Raw genomic sequence first — 346 nt, 5'->3', positions numbered from 1 at the left:
CCTCAGCCTGCTGGACTTCGCCCTCATGGGGCCGCGCACCCGCCACGCAGCCCAACAGCGCGAGGCCTGACGCCCCCCGCCGCCCCAACGCACGGCCGCCCGAACGCCCGGCCGCAGCCGCCAGCAGTCGCAAAAAACCGTCGGCCCCCGCGCGGAGCATCCGCACGGGCGCCGGCGAGCCGGGCTGCTGACGGCAGAACCCGTCAGCAGCCGAGCAGCGGTCGATCAGCAGCTGATCAGCAGCCGATGACGCGGGCCGCCAGGTAGGACTTCACCTGGTCGAGGGAGACACGCTCCTGCGCCATGGTGTCGCGGTCACGGATGGTGACTGCGTTGTCCTCAAGGG

Annotated in this window: 1 protein-coding gene; it reads right to left on the bottom strand. The window is 72.3% G+C overall.

The window, feature by feature from the left end; translation table 11 throughout:
- Window positions 1–236: 236 nt before the first annotated feature.
- Window positions 237–346 (bottom strand): His/Gly/Thr/Pro-type tRNA ligase C-terminal domain-containing protein (locus tag UK12_RS39010; RefSeq protein WP_156179143.1); only part of this gene is annotated, 110 nt, incomplete at its 5' end.

Origin of the sequence: Saccharothrix sp. ST-888, from assembly GCF_000955975.1 — a bacterium.
Taxonomy (GTDB): domain Bacteria; phylum Actinomycetota; class Actinomycetes; order Streptomycetales; family Streptomycetaceae; genus Kitasatospora.
Note: the sequence above shows the minus strand (reverse complement) of the source record. Positions and strands in the feature narration are given on the sequence as shown.